This is a genomic window from Palleronia aestuarii, assembly GCF_003253995.1.
In the GTDB taxonomy this organism is placed as follows: domain Bacteria; phylum Pseudomonadota; class Alphaproteobacteria; order Rhodobacterales; family Rhodobacteraceae; genus Palleronia; species Palleronia aestuarii.
Map to the genome: position 1 here is coordinate 58,325 of NZ_QKZL01000001.1, position 18,916 is coordinate 77,240.

Consider the following 18,916-nt stretch of genomic DNA (forward strand, 5'->3'; position numbering starts at 1 on the left):
CGGAAACGCGTCGGGCCGCGAGGTGCCTTCACCGGGTTCGTCGCGAACGGCGAAGTGCGCATCGGGCCGGACGGGCGCGATCGGTCGGGGGTCGACGGAGAGGGGAGGAAGCTGGGGGTGGCGCGGAGGTCCGGGGCATGTTCCGGAGCGGGCGTCCTGCCCTCGGACGGTCGGGCCGGTCATCCGGCTTGCCGTGGGGGCGCGAAAGAGATTTGGTAGAAAAGTAAGGGCTGCGATCAGCCGGCGTGGCGGAAGGCGATTTCCGGGTCGATCTGGGCGGCGCGGGCCATCTCGAGCTTGCGCTTCTCGGCGATGAGTAGGGCGAAGCGCGTGGAGGTCTCCGCGTCGAAACCTCGTCCGTTCCAGCTGCCGACGATCCTGTCGATCTCCGCCTGGACGTCCGACAGGCGGTCGCCCTGTTCTCGTGGGCTCAGCCCCGTGAGGTCGGTGACGCTCATCGGCATGATGCGGGTGCCAGAGATCGGGCCGGACGTGACAGAATACATCGTATCTCCCCTTCTCGGTTCACCGAGCGTAGCGCAAACGATGCCGTCGTGCAACGATTCCGCGCGAGCCGGTCCCTGCCGGATCCCCTGATGTCAATATAGGATCGCATCCCCAAGCGCCAAGCCGACGGCGAGAACCGTCGCGCCCACGCAGAGCAGGAGCGCGCGCAGGACGCGGCCCTGGAGGGCGAGATTGGCGTCGTTGCTGGCCCTGAGATTGAAGAGGGAGGCGCCATAGGCCCGGATCGCGCCGCGGATCGCCGCGATCTCCGCCTCCGCCTGGCGCCTTTCGGGGTCGGGGATGGCCTCGGCGAGCTCCCGTTCGGCCGACGCGGCCTGGCTCGAGAGGTCGAGCAGCACGCCGTCGGTGTCGTTGGCGGCATAGTCGATCCGCCAGATCAGCGAGAGGGCATAGACGAGGAGGGCGATCGCGAGCACGGCCGAGCCGACCGAGAGCCATTCGACCGGGGTCGTGGGCTCCGGCAGGGTATCGGCGCGCGCGACGCGGACGAGTGTTCCCATCGAGGAGACTATGAAGGCCACGGCGGCGAAGGGGATGGCGAGGGAGGTGCGGACCGTCTCCCGCCGCGACTTCTCCCCGTCATAGAGCTGCCTGACGGCCTGGAACTCGAGCTCGAGGAAGCGCCGCACGTCCATCCGACCCTATCCCTGCAAGCTTCGGACCTCGATCTCCCCGTCGCGCCGTGCCGCGACGGCCCGCGTGGCGGCGTGGCAGCCGGCGAGGGTGGTGTAGTAGGGGATGCGGTCGGTGAGCGCCACGGCGCGGAGCGAGCGGCTGTCCTCCACCGCCTGCGCGCCCTCGGTGGTGTTCATGACGAGCGCGATGTCCCCGTCCTTGATGATGTCGACGATCGTGCGCCCGCCCTCGTAGACCTTGTTGACCTTGCGCGAGTCGATGCCCGCCTCCGCGAGGAAGGACGCCGTGCCGCTCGTGGCCATGATCTCGAAGCCGAGCTCGGTGAGGAGCCGCGCCGTCTCGAGAAGCTCCGGCGTCTTGTCGGCATCCTTGATCGACAGGAACACCGTGCCCTCGTCGGGAAGATCCACGCCCGCGCCCATCTGTGCCTTGAGGAAGGCCGTGGGGAAGTCGCGGTCCCAGCCCATGACCTCGCCCGTCGATCGCATCTCGGGGCCGAGGAGCGTGTCGACGCCGGGGAAGCGCGCGAAGGGCAGGACGGATTCCTTGACCGAGAACCAGGGCATGTGCGGATCGGCGAGCGTCATCGGATCGGCGATCGGCACCGTCTCCCCCGGACCGGTCCCGTCGGGATAGGGATCGCGGCTTGGGAAATCGGCGAGCGTCTCGCCCGCCATGAGACGTGCCGCGATCGACGCGATGGCGCTGTCGGTGGCCTTGGCTACGAAGGGCACGGTGCGGCTCGCGCGGGGGTTCACCTCGAGGACGTAGATCTCGTTGTCCTTGATCGCGAACTGCACGTTCATCAGGCCCACGACGCCCAGCTTAAGCGCCATCGCCTCCGCCTGCCGTTCCATCTCGGCCACGAGCTCCGCGTCGAGCGTGTAGGGCGGCAGCGAGCAGGCGCTGTCGCCGGAATGGACGCCCGCCTCCTCGATATGTTGCATGACGCCCGCGATATGGACCGACCTGCCGTCCGAGAGCGCGTCCACGTCCACTTCCACCGCGCCCGAGAGGTAGCTGTCGAGAAGGACGGGGTTCTTGCCCGACACGTCCACCGCGTCGCGGATGTAGCGCTTGAGGTGATCCTCGTCGCGCACGATCTCCATCGCGCGGCCGCCGAGGACGTAGGAGGGGCGGATGACGAGCGGGTAGCCCACCTCGCCCGCTATCGCGAGCGCCTCCTCGTCGGAGCGGGCGAGGCCGTTCTTCGGCTGGCGCAGGCCGAGCTCGTTCAGCATCGCCTGGAACCGCTCGCGATCCTCCGCGAGGTCGATCGCGTCGGGCGAGGTGCCGAGGATCGGGATCCCCGCCGCCGCGAGGTCGGCCGCGATCTTCAGGGGCGTCTGGCCGCCGAACTGGACGATGACGCCGTGCAGCGTGCCGTTCTCCTGCTCGACGCGCAGGATCTCCATCACGTGCTCGAAGGTCAGCGGCTCGAAATAGAGGCGGTCGGAGGTGTCGTAATCGGTGGAGACGGTCTCGGGATTGCAATTGACCATGATCGTCTCGTAGCCCGCGCCCGAGAGCGCGAAGCAGGCGTGACAGCAGCAATAGTCGAACTCGATCCCCTGGCCGATCCGGTTCGGACCGCCGCCGAGGATGACGACCTTCTTCGCCGCGCTGGGCCGCGCCTCGTCCTCGACCTCGCCCATCACCGGATGCTCGTAGGTGGAGTACATGTAGGGCGTCTGCGCCTCGAACTCCGCGGCGCAGGTGTCGATGCGCTTGAAGACGGCGGTGACGCCCTTCTGGTGGCGGGCGCGGCGAATCTCCGTCTCCGCCCGGCCGGTGAGCGTGGCGAGGCGCGCATCGGTGAAGCCCATCATCTTGAGCGCGCGCAGCTCGTCCGCGTCCGTGGGCAGGCCGGTCTCGCGGATCCGGGCCTCCGCCTCCACGATCTCGCGGATGCGGGCGAGGAACCACGGATCGTAATGGGTGATGGCGTTGATGTCGTCGTCGGTGAGCCCGTGCCGCATGGCCTGCGCGATGACTCGGATCCGGTCGGGGCTCTGGCTCGCGAGCGCCGCGGTGATGGCGGCGCGGTCTGCGGAGGAGAGCGTCGTCTGCGCCGGGGCTCCGGCGGGGGCGTCGTCCCTGGCGAGGCCCGGAATGGCGATCTCGTCGAAGCCCGAAAGACCCGTCTCGAGCCCGGCGAGGGCCTTTTGCAGCGATTCGTGGATCGTGCGGCCGATCGCCATCACCTCGCCCACAGATTTCATCGCGGTGGTAAGCTCTGCCTTGGCGCCCGGGAACTTCTCGAAGGCGAAGCGCGGGATCTTGGTGACTACGTAGTCGATCGAGGGCTCGAAGGAGGCGGGGGTGACGCCGGTGATGTCGTTGTCGAGCTCGTCGAGCGTGTAGCCCACGGCGAGCTTCGCGGCGATCTTGGCGATCGGGAAGCCGGTGGCCTTGGACGCGAGCGCGGAGGAGCGCGAGACGCGGGGGTTCATCTCGATCACGACCATGCGGCCGTCCTCGGGGTTCACGGCCCATTGCACGTTCGAGCCGCCCGTCTCCACCCCGATCTCGCGCAGGACCGCGATCGAGGCCGAGCGCATCATCTGGTATTCCTTGTCCGTCAGCGTCAGCGCCGGGGCGACGGTGATCGAATCGCCCGTATGCACGCCCATCGGGTCGACGTTCTCGATGGCGCAGACGATGATGGCGTTGTCGGCGCGGTCGCGCACGACCTCCATCTCGTATTCCTTCCAGCCGAGAAGGCTCTCGTCGATGAGGATCTGGCTCACGGGCGAGGCGTCGAGGCCGGACTTGCAGATGCGGGCATAGTCATCACGGTTATAGGCCACGCCGCCGCCGGTGCCCCCGAGCGTGTAGGCGGGGCGGATGATCGCGGGCAGGCCGACATGCTCGAGCGCGGCCATGCATTCGTCCATCGTCTCCGCGATGGTGGCCTTGGGGTTCTCGAGCCCGATCCGCTCCATCGCCTCGCGGAAGAGCTTGCGGTCCTCCGCCATCTCGATCGCCTCGCGGCGCGCGCCGATCATCTGCACCCCGTGCTCGGCGAGGACGCCCATCTCCTCGAGCTTGAGCGCGGTGTTGAGCGCGGTCTGTCCGCCCATCGTGGGCAGGAGCGCGTCGGGCTTTTCCTTGGCGACGATCTTGGCGACGATCTCGGGCGTGATCGGCTCGATATAGGTGGCGTCGGCGAGGCCCGGATCGGTCATGATCGTGGCCGGGTTCGAATTGACGAGGATGACGCGGTAGCCTTCCTCCTTCAGCGCCTTGCACGCCTGCGCGCCGGAATAGTCGAACTCGCAGGCCTGCCCGATGATGATCGGCCCGGCGCCGATGATCATGATCGAACGGATGTCGGTACGCTTCGGCATGATGTCCCCCGGGCAAATCGCCCGGGGTTATAGACATGGGTCCGCGCGGCGCAAGCGCTAAGGCGCGGCGGCGACTTCAGTGGCGGGCGCGGCGCCCACGACGCGGGCCCGTTCGGGGCGCGCGGGGTAGAGATAATCCCGGGTGATCGGCACGGCATCCTTGCGATGCGCGATCTGCGCCTGGAAGACGACCTGGCCGCCGAAGACGAAGGCCAGCTCCGAGGTCACGAGGTAGTAGCGCCACATCCGGCAGAACCGCTCGTCGTAGAGTTCGCGAGCGCGGTCGATCCTGGCCGTGAACCGCTCCTCCCAGTGGCGCAGCGTTTTGGCGTAGTGCAGTCGCCAGACCTCGATATCCGTGGAGACGAGCTCCGACCGCTCGATCGCCGCGCTCATCTCCGACAATGCGGGGATATAGCCGCCCGGAAAGATGTATTTCGAGATCCACGACGAGGTGACGCCCGGCGGTCCGGTGCGCCCGATCGTGTGGACGAGGGCGACGCCCTCCGGTTCTAGTATCTCGTGGATCTTGCCGAAATACTCGTCGTAATGCGGCGCGCCGACATGCTCGAACATGCCGACGGAGACGATCCTGTCGAACCGCTCCTCAACCCGGCGGTAATCGAGGAGCCGGAATTCCACCCGGTCCTCGAGCCCCGCCTCCCGCGCACGTGCGGTCGCGACCGCGTGCTGTTCCCGCGAGAGGGTGACGCCGAGGACGCGGGCGCCGTGATCGCGGGCGAGCGTGAGGGCCATGCCGCCCCAGCCGCAGCCGATGTCGAGCACCCGCATTCCGGGCCGAAGCCGCAGTTTGCGGGCGATATGCGCCTTCTTCTGTTCCTGCGCGCGTTCGAGGCTGTCCTCGTCGGAGCGGAAATAGGCGCAGCTATACTGCTTGTCCGCGTCGAGAAAGAGGTCGTAGAGCTCGCCCGAGAGGTCGTAATGGTGGGCGACGTTGCGGCGCGCGCGGGGGGCCGGGTTCCATTGTCCGAGCCGGCGCGCATGGCCGCGGATCCAGTTGTCGAGAAGCTGCATCCGGGGCCGATGCCCGGCCCAGAGATTGCGCAGGATGAGCCCCATGAAGCCGCGCAGGTCGTCGCCCTCGATCACGAGACCGCCCTCGGTATAGCCCTCCCCGAGGGCCAGTTCGGGCGTCATGACGATGCGGCGGGGCAGCGCGGGATCGGTGAGCCGGATGGCGAATTCGGGCGCGCCGGTCCCCGTCGTGAAGCGGTGCCCGTCGGGCATCGTGACATTGAGCGTCCCGTCCCGGACGACCCTCCGGGCCAGTCCCTCGAAAATTCCGTTCCACATGGCGTCACCTCGCGTCGGTCTTTCGCCAGACGTCCCGCCTTCCGCGCATTGCCCGGCGCTCACTGAAAAGTTAACGGCAGACTGCGACAATTGATCCCGATTGCAAGGGGAGGGCCGGCGGCCTCCGTCGATCCGCGCGCGATGCTTGACTTCGGGTATGGCAACGGGTTTGTCGCCCCCACCACGAAGAAGGACGCTTCCATGCACGCCTATCGCAGCCATACTTGCGCCGATCTGCGCCCGAGCGACGTCGGAACGGAGGTGCGCCTCGCGGGCTGGGTGCATCGCGTGCGCGACCACGGCGGCGTGCTCTTCATCGATTTGCGCGATCATTACGGGATGACGCAGGTGATCTGCGACCCTGATTCGCCGGTCTTCAAGGAGGTCGAGGCGGTCCGGTCGGAATGGTGCATCCGCATCGACGGCAGCGTGAAGGCGCGCGATGCGAGCCTCGTCAATCCGAAGCTGCCCACGGGCGAGATCGAGGTCTATATCCGCGATCTCGAGGTACTGGGCCGGGCGGGCGAGCTGCCGCTGCCGGTCTTCGGGGAGCAGGACTACCCCGAGGAGACGCGGCTGCGCTACCGGTTCCTCGATCTGCGCCGGCAGGGGCTGCACGACAACATGGTGCTGCGCTCCGACGTGGTGCGCGACCTGCGCGAGCGGATGTGGGGGCAGGGGTTCAACGAGTACCAGACGCCGATCCTGACCGCGTCGAGCCCCGAGGGCGCGCGCGACTTCCTCGTGCCGTCGCGGCTCCATCCCGGCAAGTTCTACGCGCTGCCGCAGGCGCCGCAGCAGTTCAAGCAGCTCATCATGGTGTCGGGCTTCGACAGGTATTTCCAGATCGCGCCCTGCTTCCGCGACGAGGATCCGCGCGCCGACCGCTCGCCCACCGATTTCTACCAGCTCGACATGGAGATGTCCTTCGTCGAGCAGGAGGACGTCTTCGCCACGATCGAACCCGTGGTGCGCGGCTGCTTCGAGCGGTTCGGCGGCGGGCGCAAGGTCGATCAGGTCTTCCCGCGGATCAGCTATGCCGAGGCGGCGCTGAAATACGGCACCGACAAGCCCGACCTCCGCAACCCGATCGAGATGCAGGTCGTCTCCGAGCATTTCGCGGGGTCGGGCTTCAAGATCTTCGCCGAGTTGCTGGAGAAGGACGGGACGGAAGTGCGCGCCATCCCCGCGCCCAAGGGTGGCAGCCGCAAGTTCTGCGACCGGATGAACAAGTTTGCCCAAGGTGAGGGCCTGCCGGGGATGGGGTATATCTTTTGGCGCGACGGCGAGGATGGCGTGGAGGCCGCAGGCCCGCTCGCCAAGAACATCGGGCCGGAGCGGACGGAGGCGATCCGCCAGCAGCTCTCGCTCGGCAAGGGCGACGCCGCGTTCTTCCTCGGCGGGCGGCCGTCGGAGTTCGAGGGCGTCGCGGGCCGGGCGCGGACCGTGATCGGCGAGGAGCTGGGGCTGACCGACAAGGACTGCTTCGCCTTCGCCTGGATCGTCGATTTCCCGATGTACGAGCGTGACGACGAGGGGCGCATCGATTTCTCGCACAACCCGTTCTCGATGCCGCAGGGGGAGATGGAGGCACTCGAGGGCGATCCGCTGGAGGTGAAGGGCTACCAGTACGACCTAGCCTGCAACGGCTACGAGCTCGTTTCGGGCGCGATCCGGAACCACCGGCCGGAGATCATGTTCAAGGCCTTCGCGCTGGCGGGCTACGACGAGGCGGAGGTGCGCGCGCGGTTCGGGGGCATGGTCAACGCCTTCACCTACGGCGCGCCGCCGCACGGGGGCTGCGCCGCGGGGATCGACCGGATGGTGATGCTGCTCGCGGACGAGCAGAACATCCGCGAGGTCATCATGTTCCCGATGAACCAGCAGGCGCAGGACCTGATGATGGGCGCCCCGTCCGAGCCCACGGCCACGCAGCTGCGCGAGCTGGGACTGAGGGTACTGCCGCCCGCGAAGTAGGGCGGCTTGGGTTCAGACGGCGAGCGCGGCGCTGCGCACGCGGTCCTGGATCATCGCGGCAAGGAGCGCGATCTCCGATTCGCAGGAGCGCCCGGCATTGATCTGGAGCGCGAGGCTGGCGGCGGCGGTCGCGAGATCCTCGTCATGGACGGAGCGCCCGACGCCGACCGCGAAGTTCGTCGCGTAGCTCAGCGTCGCGCGATCGGTGGAGCGCTCGAGCAGATCGGCCAGGAGCGCGAGGTCGTCGAGCAGCGCGTCCTCGTCGGCGGCCACGATCTCGTTGGTGATCTCGCGCGGGCCGCGCGGGCGCTCCTCGAGCGGCAGGCGGCGCAGGATCGCGTTGTGGAATTCCGACACCGAACCGAAGGGCTTGGGCAGGAAATCGTCGGCGCCCGCCTCGATGGCCGCCGATTCGAGGCTCGAATCACCCGAGAGCGCGAGCAGGACCGGAACGCGCGGAAGGCTCGCGGAGAGCTTGCGGATCAGGTTCAACCCCGACCCGTCGGGCAGTCCGAGATCGATCACGACCACCGTGGGGCGGTAATTCGTGAGATGGCGCGCGGCGGAGCGCAGGCTGTCCGCGCGACGGATCCGTGCGCCGCCCCGCAGGCACATGAGCCGCATCGTCTCGCCCGCGACGCGGCTGTCCTCGACCACGAGGACGGTCTGGCCCAAGAGCGGCCGTTCCGCCGTGGGACGGCGAGGGAAGAGAAAGTCGTCGAATATGTCGGTCATTATCGCCTCCGGCGCATCAATCCCGATCATTAGCTTTCAACATGCCTAACGTTTCGTTAAGCGGGCCACCCTTGCGTCGCGCGATTTGCAGCTTTATCCCCACGCCTCGTTGCCGAAGGAGTGCTGGATGATCGGGCGTCTCAACCACATCGCCATCGCCGTGCCGGATCTCGATGCCGCCGCGGCGCAGTATCGCGACACGCTGGGCGCGGATGTCGGCGCGCCGGTCGCGCAGCCCGATCACGGGGTCACGGTCGTCTTCATCGACCTGCCGAACACAAAGATCGAGCTCCTGCATCCCCTGGGCGAGACCTCCCCGGTCGCGGCCTTCCTCGCGCGGAGCCCGGCGGGCGGGATCCATCACATCTGCTACGAGGTGGCGGATATCGAGGCGGCCCGCGACCGGCTCGTGACGGAAGGCGCGCGCGTGCTGGGCGACGGGGAGCCGAGGATCGGGGCGCATGGCAAGCCCGTCCTCTTCCTGCACCCGAAGGATTTCAACGGCTGCCTCGTCGAGCTCGAGGAGGCCTGATGACGATCACGTCGGCCATCGTGCTCTTTGCCGTGATCTGGTTCATGGTGCTTTTCGTTCTGCTGCCGATCGGCCTCTCGACGCAGGGCGACGAGGGGGAGATCGTGCCGGGCACCCATGCGGGCTCTCCCGCGCGGATCGCGATGAAGCGCAAGGCGCTCTGGACGACGCTCATCACCACGATCCTCTGGCTGGTGATCGCGGGGGTGATCGTGTCGGGCTGGATCGGCGTGCGCGATTTCGACTGGTTCAACCGGATGGGACCGCCGCCCGAGGCAATCGGTGATAGAGATGGGTGAAGGTCGCGGCGCCGATCACCGGCACCACGAGGTTCAGGATCGGCACCACGAGCGGTAGCGCCATGACGCAGCCCGCGAGCCAGATGCGCGGCATGTGGACGCGGCGGAGCGCCCGCGCCCCCTCCCTGCCCAGACGCCGGGCGGCGATGAGCTGGAAGTATTCCCGACCGAGCAGGTAGCCGTTCATCGCGAGGAAGATGAACGGCGCGGCGGGAGGTATCATCAGATAGAGCGCGAAGGCCGCGAGATTCGCGAGAACGAGGACGCCCAGGAAGTTGAGGGCATCGCCCAGCCCCTCCAAGAAACCGAGCCGCCGGGCGGGCGGCAGATGCGGGTAATGCCGCGCCTCCACCGCGTCGGTCACGTCGTCGAGGAAGAACGAGGTGAAGGCGGAGGCGACCGGGATCATCAGGAAGACCGAGAGCACCAGCATCAGCAGGATCGACGCGCCGGAAAGAAGGTCGTCGATCCACGTGACGGGACCTAGGAGCGGCAGCGTCAGCTCGTCCGGGACGAGCCAGTTCAGAAGCCCCAGGAAGAGCGCATAGGCCGCGACGAGGAGGGCGACGGTCAGCGCGATCCCCGTGAAGAGCACCCGGCGGAACTTCGGATCGCCGATCTGTCCCAGCGCCTTGAGGACGCAGGCGAGGATGCTCATGCCTCGATCCAGGCGACCTTCGCGTCCATGTCGGGCCGTGGCCGTTCCGGCGGGGCGGCGCCCTCCGTGCCGATATGGATGAACCCCGCGATCCATTCCCCGGGCGCGAGGCGCAGCCCGTCGCGGACGAAATCCGGGTCATGGCTCGCCCAGCCCGTAAGCCAGTTCGCGCCCCATCCCGCCGCGAGCGCCGCGTTGAGGAGCGCCGTGCAGACCGCGCCGGCCGAAAGCGTCTGCTCGATCTCCGGGACCTTGTCGGATTGCTGCGGCGTCGCGATCACGGCCACCGCGAGATGCGCGTCGGCGTATTGAGAGCGTTGCTTGGCGATGTCCTCCGGCGCGCGTTCGAGCGCGGCGCCGCGTTCCTCCACGAGCGTCGCGAGGCGTTCGAGGGCGGGACGGGTGAGCACGATGAGCCGCCACGGCTCGAGCTTGCCGTGATCCGGGCTGCGCAGCGCTGCCTCGAGGATGGGGCGCAACTCCTCTCGCGTGGGCACCGGCAGCCCGAGCGTCTTGGCCGGGCGCGACCGGCGCGACAGCAGGAAATTGAGCGCGGCGGGATTGGGATCGGGCATGGGGAACTCCTTTGCCCTCATGTCGTCGCGACGGTGATCGGCGTCAAGCGCCCGGCCCGGCCGCCCGGCTCAGACAGGCTTGAGCTGGTAGGCGCCTTCCGGCAGGTCGAGCGCGGCGGCGAGGTCGCGGACCTGCGCGAGCGACAGCGAGATTTTCTGCACGCGGTCGGTACGGGGATCGAGCTGCTCGACCGTCACGCAATCCTCGAACGCGTTGATCGTCACATCCTCCTGCCGGTGGATCGCCGGCTCGTCGACGATCGTGATGATCGTGGCGTCGAAATCGTGTTCGATAGTAAACATGAAAGAAGTCTATGGGATTGCGGCAGCCGGAACCAGTGGCCATGACCGCGTGGGCGTGAGGCCCGATCGCGGGGCGCGGTCGAGAAGGAGAGTTGAGATGCGCAAGTGGTTGGCGATCGTCTGTCTCGTGGCGCTCGGCGCCTGCAACCAGGTCGTTGTCGCGACACCCATGGCCCCGCAGCCCGTCCCCACGCGGGCGGCCCCCGTGCGACCGGCGCCGACGGCGATGCCGCCCTCCGCGCGGGCGCGCACCTTCATCTCGGTCGTAGACCGCGTCATGCCGATCGCCCAGCGGGAATGCCGTGCCCGGCGGCCCGGCGTGCGCTGCGATTATGCCGTGGTGGTCGACGACCGCCCCGGCCTGCCCGCGAACGCCTTCCAGACGCTCGCGCCCGACGGTCAGCCCATCGTGGGCTTCACGCTCGCGCTCATCGCGGATGCGCGCAACCCGGACGAGATGGCCTTCATCCTGAGCCACGAGGCGGCGCACCATATCGAGGGGCATATCGATCGCGGGCGGGTGAACGCGGCCACGGGCGCGGTGCTCGCGGGCGCGATCGTGGCGCTCGGCGGCGCGGACCAGACGACGGTGCAGCGGGCGCAGAATTTCGGCGCCTTCTACGGCTCGCGGCGCTACTCGCAGGATTTCGAGCTCGAGGCCGATGCGCTCGCCACGCGGCTTACCCGGCGGGCGGGCTACGATCCGCTGCGCGGGGTGGAGTTCTTCTTCCGCGCCCCCGATCCGGGCGACCGTTTCCTCGGGTCGCATCCCCCGAACGCGGCGCGGATCGCGACGGTGAGGCGCGTCGCCGCGGGCCGCTGACCTAGCGCTTCTTCAGGGGGATGACGTTGGCCTGGGAATGGTTGGCGTAGGTCTTCCAGGTGGGGGTGTAACTCTCCGCCTGATTGCCCCAGACATCCCATCCGCTGCGCGGCCCGCGCGCGAACATCTCGAGATAGGGCCCCCAGGAGCAGCGCTCGATGAGGTCGTACTGCTCGTCGGGCTTGCGCGAATGCTCGCGTTTCTGGGTCGACAGGATGTTCTCCTGGCTGCGGGCGGGGGGCATGGTGCGGACATCCTTGCCGCGCACGCCGAAGAGCAGGATTTCCGTGACGTTGCGGAAGTAGAAGCCGACCCCGCGGCGGTCGGGGCCGCCATCCTTGCGGATCTTGTACCAGATGACGTTGGACTTGTAGGTGAAACCCCACCGTTCCATCACCTTGAGCCCTTCGGGCAGGAGCGCGTTCGGCACCCAGAGATAGAGATGCGCCCGTTCCGCCGTCGCGGCATCGACGGGCAGGGCGCAGATCTCGTCGAGCTTCATCGTGGGATAGCGTGAGAGGCGGCGATGCTCCGGCGCCATCTTTCCGGTGCGGTTCTGGAACTGCCAGGGCGGGTCGGCGAGGATGGTGCCGTAGCGCCTGCCCTTCATGGAGGCGAGGAAATCTTCGCTAGGGTTCATCTTTCGTTCTCGCCTTCATTCGACATAGAGCCGCTCGGTGATCCCGAACACCAATAGCGGACAACCGGCCGCGCCGCCACCCTCGATCCGGGGCAGCAACTTCGACATGTGGGTCGTCGACATCCCGTAGGAGGAGCCGCGGCCGAGTTCGTTGAAGATCCGCTGCAGCCCGTCGGCCCGCGTGATGATGATGCCCACGGAGATCGCGCGCAATTCGAAGAGAAGGCGGAAATTGTTGAGATCGCGGTCGAAGAACGGGTCCTTGTTGTTCCATTCGATTTCCACCGCGATGCGGTTGCGAAAGCAATCGACCTTGTGGGTGGGGGAGGGAAAGGTCCGGCCGTCGATCGTCACGGCGGTGTCGAACTGTGTCTCTCGCCAGCCGCGTTCGTAGAGGAAGCGGTCGATGGAGCCCGAGACCTGGCTCTTCGACCCGCCGCCCCGGTCGATCCAGTCGCGGCGGAGGCGAAATCCCGTCAGCACCGCGACGATGTCGTCCCATTCGTCGGGGAAGTCATGGCGCAGGATGGCGGAGGCGTGCCGCCATTCGTGGCATTCGTAATGCTCGCGCAGAAAGAGGGGCAATCGGTTCGAAACGGTCATGGGGCGCCACAATGGCCTCGTCGCGCGCCGGAGACAATTGCCGCCGGATCGCGGGCGACGGATGCAACGGCGCATCACCGGGCGGACAGCGTCCGTTGGATGCCTGTACCCGCGCGGGCGAACGGGCCTAAGCTCTGTCGTGGTGAGAGAGGGAAGGAGATCGACCGATGAAGACGACGATTGCGCTATCGATGGCGGCCGCGGCGCTGGCGGCCTGCGTTCCGACCCGGTCGGCGCCGGTGGAAATCCCGCTCGGCGCGGGCTACCGCGATCCGGCCGATCGCTGTCGAATGGCCGGCGAGAGCGCCTCGACGCTGCGCTATCTCGACGATGCCGCCGATCTGGTGGCCTGTCCCGAAGGTGTCGAGAATCTCGGCGTCTTCGTCACCGAGACCGGAGCGATCGAGGTCGCCCGCGCGGGCGGATACGTCCTCTATTCCGTACCGCGACGCTAGAGGGTCGCGGCGGTCGGGATCAGGATCTGCTCAGGACGCGCGAGCGGCTATCGTCCCGGTCGGAGATCGCGAAGAGGCGCGACATGCCCGAGCGCGAGGCGGAAAGCGCACGGGACATCAGGCGCCCCTGCGGCAGGAGACGGCGATCGAGACCCAGACCGGCGCCGCGGCCGTGTGCGTTGGGAAGGCGGACTTCAAGGCCGGCGAACGGGATGCTCGAGATCTTCATCGTTACGCTCCGTATTGTTCCATGGCCCGGATGACGGGCCGTTCCGGAACTAGATAGCCGACGAACCGTTGACGATGCATTGATGATATTCGGCCTCCCCCGACGTCAGCATGAACTTGCCGGCCTGCGGGGTTTTTCGCCGAGACCCATACTCAAATCCGCCGCCTGGCCCTTCCTCGAAGTGGTAACGCAGCCCCTTCGTGAAAGGGCAGCGTGCAAATTTTCGTAATTTAAACAAGGTTTTGATAGATGAAGGCAGGTATCGGCCCGGCGATTTCTGCGCCGGGCATTTCGTTAACGATATCAGGCGGATTTGCGACGGGCGCGGGCGATGCCGAGGCCCAGCAGACCGCTCACAAGCAGAATGCCACCGGCGGGCAGCGGGACGGGCGCCGGGCTGTCCCAGTCCGCGGAAAGACCGGCGATCTTGTAATCGTCGTGCAGCTTCGTCGCGCCGATCGCGAAGAGCGTGCCGGTCCAGTCCTGCTTGAACGTGTAGGTCGACGGATCGCTGTCGTAGGGCACATGGGCAGAGCCCTGCTTCGTCCAGGTGGAACCGTTGCTCGTCCAGAGCTCGAACGTGTCGTCGCAATCGGCGAAGGAGAAGCTGATCGTGTTCAGACGCTCGATATCCTTAGAGAACGAGAAAACGAGAAATTCGCGGTAGCCGAACCCGTCGACCATGTGGCTGTTGTCGATGCGGGTGCTTTTCACCCCAAGCCCGTGCTTCCATTGGCCGACCTTCGGATTCTTTGCGGGAAACGTGCCGAAAAGATCGGCATAGGCCGTCACCGTCAGGTCGAGGCCGTTGTCGCTGAAAATGTAGGAGGAGGCGTAGCCCTTGTCGGCGCCCGTGAAGTCGAAGGTGGACGTGGCGGCGGAGGCGATCCCACCGGCGAGGCAGAGCGCGGCGGCGGCGGCGAGAGTACGGAACATGGCTTTCATCGTGAAACTCCGAGACGCGAAATGGGTGGAGCCGGCTCCGGGCAGGAGCGGCAATCAATCGTCGAAGCGTGTCGGATTGTTTCTGACCCGGGCTCTGCTCCGTTCTGGAGCGGCGCGCTCGATGCATCAGTTCTTAGCGGATGAGACCAAGTTTCGTCTATCTGAAGATGAATGTTGGGTTAATGTCCGAGCGGTATCGCCCTAGAGGAGATCAAGTCCGCGCCGGGGTCTTCGCGAGCGTACCCCAGAGGTCGTATTCGCCCGCCTCGTCCACGGTCACGGTGACGATGTCGCCGGGCGAAAGCCCCTCGTGGCCCTCGTCGATATAGAGATGGCCGTCGATTTCCGGCGCGTCGCCCCGCGTGCGGCAGGTGGCGGCGTCCTCCTCCACCAGATCGACAATGACCTCGAGGCTCCGTCCGACCTTGGCCGCGAGCTTTGCCTCCGAGATCTCCTGGGCCTTGGCCATGAAGCGGTCCCAGCGGTCCTGCTTCACCTCCGGCGCGACGTGATCCGGGAGCGCGTTCGACCGGGCGCCGGCGACGTTCTCGTACTGGAAGCAGCCGACACGGTCGAGCTGCGCCTCGTCGAGCCAGTCGAGGAGCGTCTGGAACTCCTCCTCCGTCTCGCCCGGATAGCCCACGATGAAGGTCGAGCGCAGCGTGATGTCGGGACAGGCCGCCCGCCAGGCCGCGATCTCGTCGAGCGTTCGCGCCGCGGCGGCGGGACGGGCCATGCGGCGCAGCGTGTCGGGATGGGCATGCTGGAACGGGATGTCGAGATAGGGCAGCACGCCGCCGGTCTCCATCAGGGGCACCAGGTCGCGCACATGAGGATAGGGATAGACGTAGTGCAGCCGCACCCAGGCCCCGAGGCTTCCGAGATCGCGGGCCAGATCGGTGATCGGCGCCTTCGATCCGCGATCCTTCCAGTCGGTGCCGTAGGCCGAAGTGTCCTGCGAGATCACCAGAAGCTCGCGCACGCCGCCTTCGACGAGCTTCTCTGCCTCGCGCATCACCGCCCGGTGGGGCCGCGAGGCGAGCTTCCCGCGCATGTCGGGGATGATGCAGAACCGGCAGGCGTGGTTACAGCCCTCGGAGATCTTGAGATAGCTGTAATGGCGCGGCGTGAGCGAGACGCCGCGGGCGGGCAGGAGATCGACGAAGGGATCGGGGTCGGGCGGCACTGCTCGGTGAACCGCATCGAGGACCTGCTCGTACTGGTGCGGGCCGGTGACCGCGAGGACCTTCGGATGCGCACCGGTGATGTAGTCGGGCTCCGCACCGAGGCAGCCGGTGACGATGACGCGGCCGTTCTCGGCCAGCGCCTCGCCGATCGCCTCGAGGCTCTCCGCCTTGGCAGAATCGAGGAACCCGCAGGTGTTCACGATCACCGCGTCGGCGCCGGAATACTCGGGAGAGATGCCGTAGCCCTCCGCGCGCAGCCGCGTCAGGATCCGCTCGCTGTCGACGAGCGCCTTGGGGCAGCCGAGCGAGACCATGCCGATCGTGGGCTGCGAGGCGGGCCGCACGCGGGACATGTCGCGCTCGAGGCGCGGATTGGAGATGTCGGGGCGGAGGTTCGGGGGGTTCGAGGCCATGCGTCGATCCTGCGGTGGGCGCGGGCCAGAAGCGTCGGCGGGCGCGGTGGGATGAGCGGGCGGGGATGGTAGCGTGAGGCGGACTTGAACCGCCGACCCCAGCATTATGAGTGCTGTGCTCTAACCAGCTGAGCTATCACGCCGCGCATCCGTGGCCGCAGGTAAAGCGGGGGCGGTGAGGTGTCAAGCCGTATCGCCGGTCATTCCCGCGCGCGCAGGATCCGGGCGGGGCGCGCGGCGAGCGGCGGCCAGGCGAAGGCGAGGCCCGCCAGAAGCGTGCCGAGGATGCCGAGGCCCACGATCGTGAGCGCGGAGAGGGGCGCGAACCGGAACTCCGTCTCCATCACGAATCGGCTCACGCCCCAGCCCGCCCCGGCGCCCGCGGCAACGGCGACGAGGCCCGCCGCGAGGCCGAGGAGCGCCCAGCGCAGCGCGAAGCTCGAGAGGATCGTTGCGCGGGAGGCGCCGAGGGTCTTGAGGACCGCGGCCTCGAACGTGCGCGCGCGCACGCCGGCCGCAGACGCGCCGAGCAGCACGATGGCGCCGGTGGCGAGCGTGGCCGAGGCGCCGTAGGTCACCGCGGCCGCGACGCCCGCGAGGATCTCCGACACCCGGTCGATGGCGTCGCGCACCCGGATCGCGGTGATGTTGGGATAGGCGTCAGACACCTCGCGCAGGATCCGCGCCTCCGCGTCCTCGTCGGCGTAGATCGTGGCGATGAACGTATGCGGCGCCCCTTCGAGTGCGGCGGGGTTCATGGCGAGCACGAACCCGATCCCGGCGGTCGAGAAATCGACCTCGCGGAAGGAGGTAATCTCCCCCTCGATGTCGCGGCCGAGGATGTTGACCGTGAGCCGGTCGCCAAGCGAGAGACCCAGCTCCTCGGCCTCCTCCGCGGCGAAGCTGATCTGGTTCGGGCCGGTGTAGTCCTCCGGCCAGAACTCTCCCGCGGTGATCACCGTATCGGGGCCGGGCGTCTCGGAATAGGTCACGCCGCGATCGCCGCGCAGCACCCAGTGCTCGCCCGCCACGCTTTCCGCGTCCTCCCCGTTGATCTCCGTGACGATGCCGCGGAGCATCGGCGCGGTCTCCACGCTCTCGACGCTCGGATCCTCGGCGAGCATGGACCTGAAGCCGTCGATCTGGCCGGGCTGGATGTCGACCATGAAATAGGCGGGCGCGATCTCGGGCAGGTCGCGGGCGATGGCGCCGCGCAGGTTGGTGTCGATCTGGCCCACGGCCGCGAGCACGGTGAGACCGAGGCCGAGCGACAGGACGACGGACGTGGCCTCGCCGCCCGGCCCGCCGATGGCGCCGAGCGCGAGGCGGAGCGCGGAGCGACCGCGCAGGGCCTCGAGCCGCGACAGGCGCCGCGCGGCAAGGCGCAGCGCCGCCGCCATGAGGAGAAGCGCCACGAAGGCCGCGGCGAGCCCGCCGGCGGCGTAGAGGCTGAGCCACGGCAGGCCCGACAGGAGCGCGGCGGCACCGACGAGCGCCGCGAGCAGTCCCGCGAGACAGGCGAGAAAGATCGGGCGGGGCAGGCCTGAGGGGATCGACCCGGCTTCCCGGAAGAGGGAGGCCGCGCGGATGTCCTGCGCCTTGGCGAGCGGCCAGAGCGTGAAGAGCGCGGCCGCCAGCGCGCCGTAGAGCGCGGCTTCGGCGAGCGGCTCGACGTAGAGCGTGAAGGTCGCGGGGACGGGCAGGTTCGCTGCGATGATCGGCGCGAAGACGAGCGGGAGCGCCGCGCCGAGCGCCAGGCCCAGCACGATCCCGAGAAGCGTGAGCGTGCCGATCTGGATCGCGTAGACGGTGAAGATCGTGCGGCCTTCCGCCCCGAGCGTCTTGAGCGTGGCGATCGTGGCGGTCTTCTCGACCATGTGCGCGCGCACCGCGGCGGCGACACCCACGCCCCCCACCGCGAGCCCCGCGAGGCCCACGAGGACGAGGAAGGACGACAGCCGGTCGACGAATCGCTGGATGCCCGGCGCGCCGTTGCGGCGGTCGCGCCAGCGATAGCCCCGTTCGGGCATCGCTTCCGCGAGGCGCGCCTCCGCGGCGTCGAGATCGGTCCCCTCGGGCAGGCGGAGGCGGTATTCGGTCTCGTAGAGCGTGCCGGGCGTGATCAGCCCCGCACCGTCGAGCGCCTCGGTCCGAAGCAGGGTGCGCGGGCCGAGATCGAAGCCGCCGCCCGCGTTGTCGGGTTCCCGGACGAGGGCGGCATTGAGCGTGTAGGTCTTGGTCCCGAGGCGGAACGTGTCGCCGGGCGCAAGGCCCAGGCGGTCGATGAGGATCGGGTCCATCACCGCGCCGTCCCCGGCGATCGCATCGGCAAGCGGCATGTCGGGCTCGAGCCGGACGCTGCCGTAGAGCGGATAGACCCCGTCGACGCCCTTTATCTCCGTCAGCGTTCGGTCGGTTTCGCCCGCGCGCGACACGCTCGCCATCGAGCGGAACTCGACGATCTCGGCCACCGTGCCGAGACTTTCGAGCGCCGCGCGTTCCTCCGGTCCGGCGAAGCGGTATGCCAGTTCGACGGAGGCATCGCCGCCGAGAAGCGTCGCGCCCTCCCGGTCGAGCCCGTCGGAGATCGCTTCCCGCACGGAGCCCACGGCGGCGATGGCCGCGATCCCGAGCGTGAGGCAGGCGAGAAAGACCCGGAAGCCGCGGATCCCGCCGCGAAGTTCGCGCCGGGCGATGCGAAGGGCAGGGCTCAT

Annotated in this window: 19 protein-coding genes and 1 tRNA gene; 5 read left to right on the forward strand and 15 right to left on the reverse strand. The window is 68.0% G+C overall.

What is annotated here, in order from left to right:
* Positions 1–236: 236 nt before the first annotated feature.
* From LX81_RS00295 to LX81_RS00310, 4 genes are all read right to left on the reverse strand, one after another.
* Positions 237–506: a hypothetical protein gene (locus LX81_RS00295; RefSeq protein ID WP_111535293.1), complete on the reverse strand. Its 270-nt coding sequence runs from the start codon at positions 504–506 to the stop codon at positions 237–239.
* Between the two features lie 93 nt (positions 507–599).
* Positions 600–1,163 carry a hypothetical protein gene (locus LX81_RS00300; protein WP_111535294.1) on the reverse strand — a complete coding sequence of 188 codons (564 nt, stop codon included), beginning with the start codon at positions 1,161–1,163 and terminating at the stop codon, positions 600–602.
* A gap of 6 nt (positions 1,164–1,169) precedes the next feature.
* Entirely contained in the window at positions 1,170–4,514 is a 3,345-nt protein-coding gene (gene carB / locus LX81_RS00305; protein WP_111535295.1) for a carbamoyl-phosphate synthase large subunit, read from the reverse strand.
* A 57-nt stretch (positions 4,515–4,571) separates the two neighbouring features.
* On the reverse strand, positions 4,572–5,828 hold the full coding sequence (locus tag LX81_RS00310; protein ID WP_111535296.1) for an SAM-dependent methyltransferase: 1,257 nt from the start codon (positions 5,826–5,828) through the stop codon (positions 4,572–4,574).
* Positions 5,829–6,029: 201 nt separating this feature from the next.
* Here LX81_RS00310 and aspS point away from each other — a divergent pair, with 201 nt between their 5' ends.
* Positions 6,030–7,805, forward strand: coding sequence for an aspartate--tRNA ligase (gene aspS / locus LX81_RS00315; RefSeq protein WP_111535625.1), 1,776 nt, complete (start codon positions 6,030–6,032; stop codon positions 7,803–7,805).
* 12 nt (positions 7,806–7,817) lie between these two features.
* Here aspS and LX81_RS00320 read toward each other — a convergent pair whose 3' ends face one another.
* Positions 7,818–8,540 carry a response regulator gene (locus LX81_RS00320; RefSeq protein ID WP_111535626.1) on the reverse strand — a complete coding sequence of 241 codons (723 nt, stop codon included), beginning with the start codon at positions 8,538–8,540 and terminating at the stop codon, positions 7,818–7,820.
* A gap of 127 nt (positions 8,541–8,667) precedes the next feature.
* Here LX81_RS00320 and mce point away from each other — a divergent pair, with 127 nt between their 5' ends.
* Entirely contained in the window at positions 8,668–9,072 is a 405-nt protein-coding gene (gene mce, locus LX81_RS00325) for a methylmalonyl-CoA epimerase (protein WP_111535297.1), read from the forward strand.
* The gene (locus LX81_RS00330; RefSeq protein ID WP_111535298.1) at positions 9,072–9,371 is read left to right on the forward strand and encodes a DUF1467 family protein; all 300 of its coding nucleotides are present in this window, start codon (positions 9,072–9,074) and stop codon (positions 9,369–9,371) included. Before mce ends, LX81_RS00330 begins: the two co-directional genes overlap by 1 nt.
* Here the strand turns inward: LX81_RS00330 and LX81_RS00335 are convergent.
* The 3 genes from LX81_RS00335 to LX81_RS00345 all read right to left on the reverse strand — a co-directional run bounded on the left by LX81_RS00335 (position 9,322) and on the right by LX81_RS00345 (position 10,907).
* Complete coding sequence (locus tag LX81_RS00335; protein WP_111535299.1) at positions 9,322–10,029, reverse strand: EI24 domain-containing protein; 708 nt, start codon at positions 10,027–10,029, stop codon at positions 9,322–9,324. The genes LX81_RS00330 and LX81_RS00335 overlap by 50 nt on opposite strands.
* The gene (locus tag LX81_RS00340) at positions 10,026–10,604 is read right to left on the reverse strand and encodes a nitroreductase family protein (RefSeq protein WP_111535300.1); all 579 of its coding nucleotides are present in this window, start codon (positions 10,602–10,604) and stop codon (positions 10,026–10,028) included. Before LX81_RS00340 ends, LX81_RS00335 begins: the two co-directional genes overlap by 4 nt.
* 69 nt (positions 10,605–10,673) lie before the next feature.
* Positions 10,674–10,907, reverse strand: a complete 234-nt coding sequence (locus LX81_RS00345) for a DUF8831 family protein (RefSeq protein WP_111535301.1) — start codon at positions 10,905–10,907, stop codon at positions 10,674–10,676.
* A gap of 97 nt (positions 10,908–11,004) precedes the next feature.
* Between LX81_RS00345 and LX81_RS00350 the strand changes: the two genes are divergently transcribed.
* Complete coding sequence (locus LX81_RS00350) at positions 11,005–11,730, forward strand: M48 family metallopeptidase (RefSeq protein ID WP_111535302.1); 726 nt, start codon at positions 11,005–11,007, stop codon at positions 11,728–11,730.
* A 1-nt stretch (position 11,731) separates the two neighbouring features.
* Here the strand turns inward: LX81_RS00350 and LX81_RS00355 are convergent, their stop codons facing one another.
* On the reverse strand, positions 11,732–12,370 hold the full coding sequence (locus LX81_RS00355) for an MT-A70 family methyltransferase (protein ID WP_111535303.1): 639 nt from the start codon (positions 12,368–12,370) through the stop codon (positions 11,732–11,734).
* 15 nt (positions 12,371–12,385) lie between these two features.
* Positions 12,386–12,973: a BglII/BstYI family type II restriction endonuclease gene (locus LX81_RS00360; protein ID WP_111535304.1), complete on the reverse strand. Its 588-nt coding sequence runs from the start codon at positions 12,971–12,973 to the stop codon at positions 12,386–12,388.
* 167 nt (positions 12,974–13,140) lie between these two features.
* Between LX81_RS00360 and LX81_RS00365 the strand changes: the two genes are divergently transcribed.
* The gene (locus LX81_RS00365; RefSeq protein WP_111535305.1) at positions 13,141–13,428 is read left to right on the forward strand and encodes a hypothetical protein; all 288 of its coding nucleotides are present in this window, start codon (positions 13,141–13,143) and stop codon (positions 13,426–13,428) included.
* 19 nt (positions 13,429–13,447) lie between these two features.
* Here LX81_RS00365 and LX81_RS00370 read toward each other — a convergent pair whose 3' ends face one another.
* The 5 genes from LX81_RS00370 to LX81_RS00390 form a co-directional block, all read right to left on the reverse strand.
* On the reverse strand, positions 13,448–13,657 hold the full coding sequence (locus LX81_RS00370) for a hypothetical protein (RefSeq protein WP_111535306.1): 210 nt from the start codon (positions 13,655–13,657) through the stop codon (positions 13,448–13,450).
* Between the two features lie 303 nt (positions 13,658–13,960).
* Positions 13,961–14,602: a VPLPA-CTERM sorting domain-containing protein gene (locus LX81_RS00375; RefSeq protein WP_111535307.1), complete on the reverse strand. Its 642-nt coding sequence runs from the start codon at positions 14,600–14,602 to the stop codon at positions 13,961–13,963.
* A gap of 211 nt (positions 14,603–14,813) precedes the next feature.
* On the reverse strand, positions 14,814–16,202 hold the full coding sequence (rimO, locus tag LX81_RS00380; RefSeq protein ID WP_111535308.1) for a 30S ribosomal protein S12 methylthiotransferase RimO: 1,389 nt from the start codon (positions 16,200–16,202) through the stop codon (positions 14,814–14,816).
* A gap of 66 nt (positions 16,203–16,268) precedes the next feature.
* A tRNA-Met gene (locus tag LX81_RS00385) sits at positions 16,269–16,345 on the reverse strand.
* Positions 16,346–16,402: 57 nt separating this feature from the next.
* Positions 16,403–18,916, reverse strand: a complete 2,514-nt coding sequence (locus LX81_RS00390) for an ABC transporter permease (RefSeq protein ID WP_111535309.1) — start codon at positions 18,914–18,916, stop codon at positions 16,403–16,405.

Excerpts from the sequence above, each read along its gene's own strand:
- LX81_RS00295 (WP_111535293.1), bottom strand. The coding sequence starts at position 506 with ATGTATTCTGTCACGTCCGGCCCGATCTCTGGCACCCGCATCATGCCG.
- LX81_RS00300 (WP_111535294.1), bottom strand. The coding sequence starts at position 1,163 with ATGGACGTGCGGCGCTTCCTCGAGCTCGAGTTCCAGGCCGTCAGGCAG.
- carB (WP_111535295.1), bottom strand. The coding sequence starts at position 4,514 with ATGCCGAAGCGTACCGACATCCGTTCGATCATGATCATCGGCGCCGGG.
- LX81_RS00310 (WP_111535296.1), bottom strand. The coding sequence starts at position 5,828 with ATGTGGAACGGAATTTTCGAGGGACTGGCCCGGAGGGTCGTCCGGGAC.
- aspS (WP_111535625.1), top strand. The coding sequence starts at position 6,030 with ATGCACGCCTATCGCAGCCATACTTGCGCCGATCTGCGCCCGAGCGAC.
- LX81_RS00320 (WP_111535626.1), bottom strand. The coding sequence starts at position 8,540 with ATGACCGACATATTCGACGACTTTCTCTTCCCTCGCCGTCCCACGGCG.
- mce (WP_111535297.1), top strand. The coding sequence starts at position 8,668 with ATGATCGGGCGTCTCAACCACATCGCCATCGCCGTGCCGGATCTCGAT.
- LX81_RS00330 (WP_111535298.1), top strand. The coding sequence starts at position 9,072 with ATGACGATCACGTCGGCCATCGTGCTCTTTGCCGTGATCTGGTTCATG.
- LX81_RS00335 (WP_111535299.1), bottom strand. The coding sequence starts at position 10,029 with ATGAGCATCCTCGCCTGCGTCCTCAAGGCGCTGGGACAGATCGGCGAT.
- LX81_RS00340 (WP_111535300.1), bottom strand. The coding sequence starts at position 10,604 with ATGCCCGATCCCAATCCCGCCGCGCTCAATTTCCTGCTGTCGCGCCGG.
- LX81_RS00345 (WP_111535301.1), bottom strand. The coding sequence starts at position 10,907 with ATGTTTACTATCGAACACGATTTCGACGCCACGATCATCACGATCGTC.
- LX81_RS00350 (WP_111535302.1), top strand. The coding sequence starts at position 11,005 with ATGCGCAAGTGGTTGGCGATCGTCTGTCTCGTGGCGCTCGGCGCCTGC.
- LX81_RS00355 (WP_111535303.1), bottom strand. The coding sequence starts at position 12,370 with ATGAACCCTAGCGAAGATTTCCTCGCCTCCATGAAGGGCAGGCGCTAC.
- LX81_RS00360 (WP_111535304.1), bottom strand. The coding sequence starts at position 12,973 with ATGACCGTTTCGAACCGATTGCCCCTCTTTCTGCGCGAGCATTACGAA.
- LX81_RS00365 (WP_111535305.1), top strand. The coding sequence starts at position 13,141 with ATGAAGACGACGATTGCGCTATCGATGGCGGCCGCGGCGCTGGCGGCC.
- LX81_RS00370 (WP_111535306.1), bottom strand. The coding sequence starts at position 13,657 with ATGAAGATCTCGAGCATCCCGTTCGCCGGCCTTGAAGTCCGCCTTCCC.
- LX81_RS00375 (WP_111535307.1), bottom strand. The coding sequence starts at position 14,602 with ATGAAAGCCATGTTCCGTACTCTCGCCGCCGCCGCCGCGCTCTGCCTC.
- rimO (WP_111535308.1), bottom strand. The coding sequence starts at position 16,202 with ATGGCCTCGAACCCCCCGAACCTCCGCCCCGACATCTCCAATCCGCGC.
- LX81_RS00390 (WP_111535309.1), bottom strand. The coding sequence starts at position 18,916 with ATGAGCCCTGCCCTTCGCATCGCCCGGCGCGAACTTCGCGGCGGGATC.